Annotated in this window: 7 protein-coding genes; all 7 read left to right on the forward strand. The window is 63.6% G+C overall.

Annotated elements, in window-relative coordinates; genetic code table 11:
• Positions 1–2 precede the first annotated feature (2 nt).
• On the forward strand, positions 3–1,358 hold the full coding sequence (locus CFB82_RS08380; RefSeq protein WP_089483886.1) for a CpaF family protein: 1,356 nt from the start codon (positions 3–5) through the stop codon (positions 1,356–1,358).
• On the forward strand, positions 1,351–2,352 hold the full coding sequence (locus CFB82_RS08385; RefSeq protein ID WP_089483887.1) for a type II secretion system F family protein: 1,002 nt from the start codon (positions 1,351–1,353) through the stop codon (positions 2,350–2,352). Before CFB82_RS08380 ends, CFB82_RS08385 begins: the two co-directional genes overlap by 8 nt.
• A 4-nt stretch (positions 2,353–2,356) precedes the next feature.
• Positions 2,357–3,352, forward strand: coding sequence for a type II secretion system F family protein (locus CFB82_RS08390; RefSeq protein WP_089483888.1), 996 nt, complete (start codon positions 2,357–2,359; stop codon positions 3,350–3,352).
• Between the two features lie 17 nt (positions 3,353–3,369).
• Complete coding sequence (locus tag CFB82_RS08395) at positions 3,370–4,215, forward strand: tetratricopeptide repeat protein (protein WP_089483889.1); 846 nt, start codon at positions 3,370–3,372, stop codon at positions 4,213–4,215.
• Positions 4,216–4,235: 20 nt separating this feature from the next.
• Positions 4,236–4,562, forward strand: coding sequence for a DUF3613 domain-containing protein (locus CFB82_RS08400; protein ID WP_089483890.1), 327 nt, complete (start codon positions 4,236–4,238; stop codon positions 4,560–4,562).
• An 11-nt stretch (positions 4,563–4,573) separates the two neighbouring features.
• Positions 4,574–6,598: a pilus assembly protein TadG-related protein gene (locus CFB82_RS08405; RefSeq protein ID WP_256990305.1), complete on the forward strand. Its 2,025-nt coding sequence runs from the start codon at positions 4,574–4,576 to the stop codon at positions 6,596–6,598.
• Positions 6,599–6,706: 108 nt separating this feature from the next.
• Entirely contained in the window at positions 6,707–8,098 is a 1,392-nt protein-coding gene (locus tag CFB82_RS08410) for a sigma 54-interacting transcriptional regulator (protein WP_089483892.1), read from the forward strand.
• Positions 8,099–8,226 lie beyond the last annotated feature (128 nt).

Raw genomic sequence — 8,226 nt, forward strand, 5'->3', positions numbered from 1 at the left:
CGATGGCACACGACATTCAATTCGCCGACGGCGCAGCGCCGTTCTCCCAGACGCAGCAATTCCACGACATCAAGAATGCAGCGCATGAACATCTGCTGACGCGCATCGAAGAACTGGGCGCCGAATTCGGCCGATGGTCCCGACAGGCGATCAACCAGTTCGTCGATCTCGAGATCGACAGCTTCGTGCGCCTGCGCCGCATTCCGCTCAACGAGAACGAGGTGCGGGCGATCGCCGAGGCGCTGACCAAGGAGCTTACGGGCTTCGGGCCGATCGAGGACCTGCTCGCGGACCCGGCCGTCGAGGACATCCTGATCAACGGCTACAACGACGTGTACGTGTCGCGTCACGGGATCCTCGCGAGGCTGCCGGTGCGCTTTACCGACAACGCGCACCTGCTGCGGATCGTGCGCCGGATTCTCGCGCCGATCGGTCGTCGGCTCGACGAGTCTAACCCGATGGTCGACGCGCGGCTGCCCGACGGTGGCCGCGTGAACGTCGTGATCGAGCCGCTGTCGATCGACGGCCCGGTCGTATCGATCCGGAAATTTCGCAAGGATCCACTGAAGCCGTCCGATCTGCTCGGCAACGGCACGTTCAACGAAGAGATCAACACGCTGCTCCAGGCAGCGGTCGAGGCACGCTGCAACATTCTCGTGTCGGGCGGCACGAGTTCCGGCAAGACGTCGTTGCTCAACGCGCTCGCGTTCCACATTCCGGAGATCGAGCGTGTCGTGACGATCGAGGATACGGCGGAGCTGTCGCTGAACCACCCGCACGTCGTGCGGCTCGAAAGCCGTCCGGGCGGGTTCGACGGCACCGGCGTCGTGTCGATTCGCGACCTGTTGCGCAATACACTGCGGATGCGCCCTGACCGGATCATCGTCGGCGAAGTGCGCGGCGGCGAAGTGCTGGAAATGCTGCAGGCGATGAATACCGGTCACGACGGCTCGATGGGCACCGTGCATGCGAGTTCGCCGCGTGAGTGTCTGTACCGTCTCGAGATGCTTGCCGGATTTGCTGGCTTCCAGGGCACCGAATCGAGCCTGCGCCGGCAAATCGCGAACGCGATCGACTTCATCGTGCAGATCGGGCGTCTGTCGAACGGGCGGCGGCGGATCCTGTCGATCACCGAAGTGACCGGATTGTCCGACAACATCATCGCGACGCAGGAGCTTTATCGCTATGAAGCGCGCGTGACGCCGGAGGGCGAGGAAGTCGACAACTGGGAAACGCTGGGTATTCATCCGCATTCGCCGAAGCTCGCACGATTCCGTCAGACGCTGACGAGCGGCGGGTTTGGCGGTGGCTTCGGTGGTGGCGGGTTCGGCCGCGGCGGCGGGGGCTTCAATGTATAGCGCGATGGCGTGGGTGCTGGCTTTCGCGATGCTGTGCGTCGCGGCGGCGGTGATGCTGTGGCGTCACGCGGAGAACCGGCGCGTACGGACCGACGCGAAACGCTTTATCGACAGCCGGCTCGAACCGGGCGCACGTGCCGGGGTTGCCGCACGGGCAGCACGGCCGTCGACGGCAGGTGCCGAGCGTGCGATGTCACCGCAACCTGGCGCTGCACGGAGCGCATCGTCTGATACGTTCTGGAAGCGTCAGTATGCGGTCGCATCCGAATATCTGACGAACCTTGTGAGTCGCGCGGGGATCGAGGATGCGCGCGGCAAGACGCTGGTCGCGCTCGCCGTGTTGGTTGCGATCGTGGCGTTCGCGGGCAACCGCGGTGGCGCGCTCGCGTGCTTCGCCGCGCTCGCGTGCGGCTGCTCGATTTTCGGCGTCTGGCTCGCGTCGCGAATTCAGCGGCGCAGGCTGAAGATCGTCCGGCAGATCCCGTCGTTCCTCGACGGCATCGTGCGTCTCGTGACGCTTGGCAATAGCGTGCCGGCGGCATTCCAGTCCGCACTGCTGACGACCGAGGAGCCGCTTCGCGGCTGTCTCGATCACGTGTCGAGGATGTTGCGAGGCGGTGTCGAAATCGATCGCGCAATGGTGCACATCGCGAAAATCTACCGGACCGAGGAGTTCGAACTCGTTGGTTCCGTGTTGCGACTGTCGGTCAAGTACGGCGGCCGCGCGGACGTGATGCTCGAGCGCATGGCCGTGTTCATGCGCGATCTCGAACAGGCGGAACGCGAGTTGACAGCGATGTCGGCAGAAACGCGGTTGTCGGCGTTCGTGCTCGTGATGTTGCCGATCGGGATCGGCAGCTTTATCGTCGTGACCAATCCGAAGTATTTGCACGGAATGTGGAACGACCCGAGCGGGCGGACGCTCCTGATGTTCGCGTTCCTGTTGCAATTGGCCGGCAGTGTCTGGCTGTATCGAATGGCTCGACTCAGGTGATGTTATGACAGCGACTCAGATCGGAGCGATTGCCCTGGGGAGCGGCGCACTCGGCGTGCTGCTGTTCGGCATGATCGCGTTGTTGCGTGCGAGTGCCGCGACGCGCGCCGAGCGCGCGCTTGTCGATGCGCTCGACCGGCGCATGGCCACGCTCGAAGCAGCGAAAGCGCGGACCGCGCCGGACGGCGGCGAGGCGCCAGCCAAGCCCGACGTCCGTCGGGGACAGCGCGTCGAACGTATTCTCGATCGTCTGTCGGCGGCAGGTGTGCGCTGGCTCGATACCGGGCTCGGCAAATACGCTGTCGCGGAAGAGGATCGCCGCTTGCTCGAGCAATGCGGGTACGTCGACACGCGCACGCGTGGGCTGTTCCTGAGCGCGCGGGTCGCGTGCGGAATCGGGCTGCCGCTGCTGTTCGCGATTTTCGCGAGCGGGCATATGAAGGGCAGCACGTGGATGGTCGGCTCATTTGCCGCTTTCGGGCTCGGCTTCATGTTGCCGAAGCTATACGTGCAGCGCCGCGCGGCGGCGCGGCGTCAAAGCGTGATCGACGAACTGCCGTTGCTCGTCGACATGCTGCGTCTGCTGCAAGGCGTCGGGTTGTCGCTCGATCAGAGCCTGCAGGTCGTGACGAACGATTTTCGCGGAATGATGCCGGTACTGTCGTCGGAAATGGGGATCGCACAGCGCCAGTTCGCGGCAGGCCGGACGCGCGAGCAGTCGTTGCAGCGTCTGTCCGGCGGATTCGACAACGAGGATCTGCGCGCGATCGTGCGATTGATGGTCCAGGTCGACAAACATGGCGGTGCGGTGCAGGAGCCGCTCAAGCAGTTCGGCGACCGGTTGCGCGAGACGCGCCGTGCGATGTTGCGTGAACGGATTGGCCGATTGACCGTGAAGATGACTGGCGTGATGGTGTTGACGTTGCTGCCCGCCTTGCTGATCGTGACGGCCGGACCGGGTTTGCTGGCGGTGACGCACGCACTGTCGTCGCGCCATTGACGGTGGAAGGAAAGACGATGAAGCGGATCAGCGGGATGGCATCGCAAATGGGCGTGGCTGCGGCAGCAGTGCTGCTGCTCGGTGCGTGCGCAACCAAGGAAAACGGGTACGGCGTCAGCTCGCAGACCGAGCGTGCGGCGCTGATGCAGGCGGCCGATCAGAAGCAGTCCGTGCCGGATACGCCCGGGATGTACCTCGGTCTGATCCAGCGGATGCAGGGACAGGGGCTCTACTTTGCATCGCTCGCGCATATCGATGCGTACGACAAGACCTATGGCGCGATTCCGGAGTCGATCCTGTTGCGCGCGGACGCACTGCGGATGACCGACCAGCCGGCCGCAAGCGCGGCCGTCTATACGCAACTGCTGAAAACGCCGCTTGCCGCGCGAGGTTATCGCGGGCTCGGGTTGATCGCTGGCGCGGCAGGCGATTTCGATCGTGCGGCGCAGGTGCTCGCGCAGGCGTCGGATCTCGCGCCGACCGATGCGTCGCTGCTGTCCGATCTCGCATACGCGAAGTTGCGCAGCGGCGACGTCGTCGGTGCGCGGGTGCCGTTGATGAAAGCGGCCGAACTGGATCAGCGCAATCCCAAGATTGTCAGCAATCTTGCGCTTTACCTGATCGCGGCGGGGCGTACACAGGATGCTCAGCGGTTGATGAATCAGCAACATCTACCGGCGGATATCCGCAAGGACATCGCCGGCGACGCGGCGAAGATCGTCGCGGCGGCACGGGCGCAGCAGCGTGCGGTCGCGACACCATCGGTGGTGTCGCGTCGCGCTGCCGCAGCGCCGATTACACCGATGGCGAACAATTTCGGCTATGACCAGACCGTGCCACTGTTGCAGCGCTTTGCACAATGAACAGACATCGGGGGAACGACATGAACAATAAACATCATCGAAACGTGCGCGTGGGCCGCATCGCAGCACTCGGTGCAATCGTGTGGATCGTGGTCGGCTCGGCTGTCGCCTATGCACAGGATGCAGGTGCGCCGCGCGCGTCCGAAGTCGAGCGCTCGGCGAAGGAATGGCTCGACATGCAGCGCGGCAATCTTGCTGCGGCGCCGGCGCAACCGGTGCTCGGCGACGTTGCGTCGCTTGTCTATCAACGCTATCTCGACTCGTTCAAGAATAAGATTCCCGACACGATGAATTCGCAGCTCGGCTCTGCCAGCGGCATGTCGGGTGGCGGTCAAAGCGCGCAGTAAGCGAGACGGCGATGCGCACAGATCAATCACACGTGGCTCGGCGGCGCCGTGCCGGCTGCCCGGGGGGGCGTCGCCAGCGTGGTGGTGCGGCGATCATGGCGACGATATTTCTGGCGATCGCGGTTATCGTGCTGGGCGCGACCGATATAGGCCGCTTCTATGCCGAACGACGCCATATGCAGGCGGCCGCCGATACGGCCGCGCTGTCTGCCGTGACGCAGGTCGCCAGCGATGCCACTTGCACGGCCGCAACGACTGCGGTCAATCAAGTCACGAACGTGCCGGCAAGCCTGCTGTCGGGAAAGGCCACTGCAGCCGTGACGTGCGGGATCTGGAGCCCGCCGGCAGCCAGCGGCGCGAGCGCCCAGTTCACACGCACCTCGGGAGCCCCGCTGCCCGCCAATAACCAATGCGCGGGCTTGTCAGGCGGAGCGGTCGGCGCGGGGCAATCGGTCAACGCGGTGTGCGTGACCGTTTCGGAGCCGGTGAGCGGGATCTTTATCAACGGCGTCACGATCAGTGCGTCGGCTATCGCCAAGAGCGTGCCGACCGACAGCTTCACGCTGACCACGTCGCTGGCTGCGTTGAACGGCGGGTTGGCCAACAAGTTGCTGCAAGTGCTGACGGGGTCTCCGAATGCGCTGAGTCTGAAGGTCCTCGACTACCAGGGTCTGGCGCAAGTCAACGTGAAACTGGCCGGTATTCTCGCCAATCTGCCAGTCGGCACGACCACGGGCGTATTGAACGGTACCGTGACGCTCGGCCAACTGGCCACTGCCGTATTGCAGGCAGCGACACAGCAAAACGTGGCCGCGGCGAATTTGACGGTGCTGAATGCGCTGAACATCGCCCTTTGTTCGACCGGTGTCTGCACCGGGCCGCAGATCGCGCTCGGCCAATTGGTTTCCGCTGCAACCGCGACCGGAACCTCCGCAGTTGACGCTAGCGTCAATGCCCTCGGATTGCTGTCGACCGCATTGCAGATCGCGAATGGCACGAATTCGGTCGCCATTCCGAGCGTCACGGTCCAGACGCCTACTTTGCTCGCGCCGTTACTGAACGTGACCGTGTCGGGTTCCGTCAAGCTGGGGGCCAATCCGCCGTCCACCGCGAGTGGTCCGCCCGGGCCGTCGAACTGCGGAACGGACAATTGCACGACCAATACGTCGACCGCGCAAGGGAACATTTTCCTCAATACGTCGATATCGCTGTTGTCGAGCTGTCCTACCGGCGGATTGGTCTATCCGGGCGGCAGTTGCCCTTCGGGCAGTCCGACACCGCTTGCTGCCGTTCAATTGCCGATCACCGCCTCCGTGGCGCCGGCCAAGGCCGGCCTCGCGTCCGTCACCTGTTCCGCGGACGGTACGAAGAGCGCAACTGTGAACGTGCAGACCGGAGTGGCTGCCGTGTATATCGGCGGTTCATCGACTACGCTGCTCAATCTCAACGCACCGTCTGGATATACGCCCGACAGCGGAGCAACCCCGATTCCGCTGGTGACCGTTAGCCTGCAGAGTCTGCTCGACCTGCTCGGCCTTGGTTCCGTGACGGATTTGCTCACTGCTCTGACGTTTGGGCTCATCAACCTGAATCAGATTTCGGTCAACATCGCCATACAGCCAGGACAGGTGACGATTCCCGTTGCCAATCAGAATTGGGCGCCGCTGACGTTTACGTATCCTGGACCTGGGTCGTCCGCGCTGCCGAGTCCTGGGTCGCCTTACATGCTTAGTACGACAACGGGTCAGTTTCTGGCGCCTGCTGTCAAGGGAATAGCCAATAGTGGACTATCGTTCACGTTGTCGGCGCAAGGTGGCCTTGCAAAGGTGCTGGCCGGCATCTTGAATCCGGTGTTGAATGTCCTGACCGTGCCGCTCCTGAGCGCACTCGGAAGTACGCTCGTTCCGCTGCTCCTGCAACCGGTCGACTCTCTCCTGAACTCGGTCACGGGCCTGCTCGGTCTGGGCCTCGGGAACGCCTATGTCACGAACACACCGGACTCGATCAAATGCGGCAACCCCATGCTGGTTCAATAAATGCCTGAACGTTCAGTCATCAACGCGGGCAGCGTCGCTGCTGCCTGCAACTGCGCACTGATCTGCAATGCAAAGCAACTCGTCAATCACTGAAGCCGCACCCGAAACATGAGAACCACGCCCGCAATCGAAGAGCTCGACCTGTACGTCTGGGAAGGCAAGGCGGACATTGTCGACCGCGTCGCCCGGTGCATGGCGAGCTTCGACGTCGAAGTGATCCGCGCCGACAACGCGACGGTCTCGCCCGAGCGCGCCGCGATGCGGCGGTCGCTGGCGATCATCAGCGTGACGATGATCGAAGGCGGCGCGGCATTCCTGCGCGACTGGCAGGCCAATATCGGCATGCCGGTCGTCTGGGTCGGCGCGGCGCGCGACCACGACGCGTCGCAGTATCCGCCCGAGTATTCGCACATCCTGCCGCTCGACTTCACGTGCGCGGAACTGCGCGGCATGATCGGCAAGCTCGTCACGCAACTGCGCGCGCATACGGCCGAAACATCGCATCCGGCCGAACTCGTCGCGCACTCGGAATCGATGCAGGCTCTGCTGCACGAAGTCGATACGTTCGCCGATTGCGACACCAACGTGTTGCTGCACGGCGAAACCGGCGTCGGCAAGGAGCGCATCGCACAGCTGCTGCACGAAAAACATTCGCGCTACCGGCATGGCGAATTCGTACCCGTGAACTGCGGCGCGATTCCCGACGGTCTGTTCGAATCGCTGTTCTTCGGTCATGCGAAGGGATCGTTCACGGGCGCGGTTGTTGCGCATAAAGGCTATTTCGAGCAGGCGGGCGGCGGCACGCTGTTCCTCGACGAAGTCGGCGATCTGCCGCTGTACCAGCAGGTCAAGCTGCTGCGCGTGCTCGAGGATGGCGCGGTGCTGCGCGTCGGCGCGACGACACCGGTCAAGGTCGATTTCCGTCTGGTCGCGGCGAGCAACAAGAAGCTGCCGCAGCTCGTGAAGGATGGGCTGTTCCGCGCCGATCTCTACTACCGGCTCGCGGTGATCGAGCTGAGCATTCCGTCGCTGGAAGAGCGCGGCGCCGTCGACAAGATCGCGCTGTTCAAGTCGTTCGTCGCACAGGTCGTCGGCGAGGAGCGGCTCGCTCAGTTGTCCGACCTGCCGTACTGGCTGACGGATTCCGTCGCGGACAGCTATTTCCCCGGCAACGTGCGTGAACTGCGCAACCTCGCCGAGCGTGTCGGCGTGACGGTGCGGCAGACGGGCGGGTGGGATGCCGCGCGGCTGCAGCGGCTGATCGCGCACGCGCGCAGTTCGGCCCAGCCGGTACCGGTGGAGAGTGCGGCCGAGGTCTTCGTCGATCGCAGCAAGTGGGACATGAGCGAGCGCAACCGAGTCATTGCGGCGCTCGACGCAAACGGTTGGCGGCGTCAGGATACGGCGCAGCAGCTCGGCATCAGCCGCAAGGTACTGTGGGAAAAAATGCGCAAATACCAGATCTTCGACGAGGAACCCGAGACCCGCGAAAGTGAGTAATTACTGACGAGTGCACCAAATAGTTCGTGGTGCGTTATACGGGTATGAAGACGAAAACTGATGCCCGAAAGTTGGATCAGGCGACGCAGGCGTACCTGAGGAAGACGGTGGTCGAAGCCGTGCGTGAC

It is taken from the genome of Burkholderia sp. HI2714 (assembly GCF_002223085.1).
In the GTDB taxonomy this organism is placed as follows: domain Bacteria; phylum Pseudomonadota; class Gammaproteobacteria; order Burkholderiales; family Burkholderiaceae; genus Burkholderia; species Burkholderia lata_D.

Bases quoted from the DNA above. Each gene is read 5' to 3' on its own strand.
- CFB82_RS08380 (WP_089483886.1), top strand. From the start codon at position 3: ATGGCACACGACATTCAATTCGCCGACGGCGCAGCGCCGTTCTCCCAG.
- CFB82_RS08385 (WP_089483887.1), top strand. From the start codon at position 1,351: ATGTATAGCGCGATGGCGTGGGTGCTGGCTTTCGCGATGCTGTGCGTC.
- CFB82_RS08390 (WP_089483888.1), top strand. From the start codon at position 2,357: ATGACAGCGACTCAGATCGGAGCGATTGCCCTGGGGAGCGGCGCACTC.
- CFB82_RS08395 (WP_089483889.1), top strand. From the start codon at position 3,370: ATGAAGCGGATCAGCGGGATGGCATCGCAAATGGGCGTGGCTGCGGCA.
- CFB82_RS08400 (WP_089483890.1), top strand. From the start codon at position 4,236: ATGAACAATAAACATCATCGAAACGTGCGCGTGGGCCGCATCGCAGCA.
- CFB82_RS08405 (WP_256990305.1), top strand. From the start codon at position 4,574: ATGCGCACAGATCAATCACACGTGGCTCGGCGGCGCCGTGCCGGCTGC.
- CFB82_RS08410 (WP_089483892.1), top strand. From the start codon at position 6,707: ATGAGAACCACGCCCGCAATCGAAGAGCTCGACCTGTACGTCTGGGAA.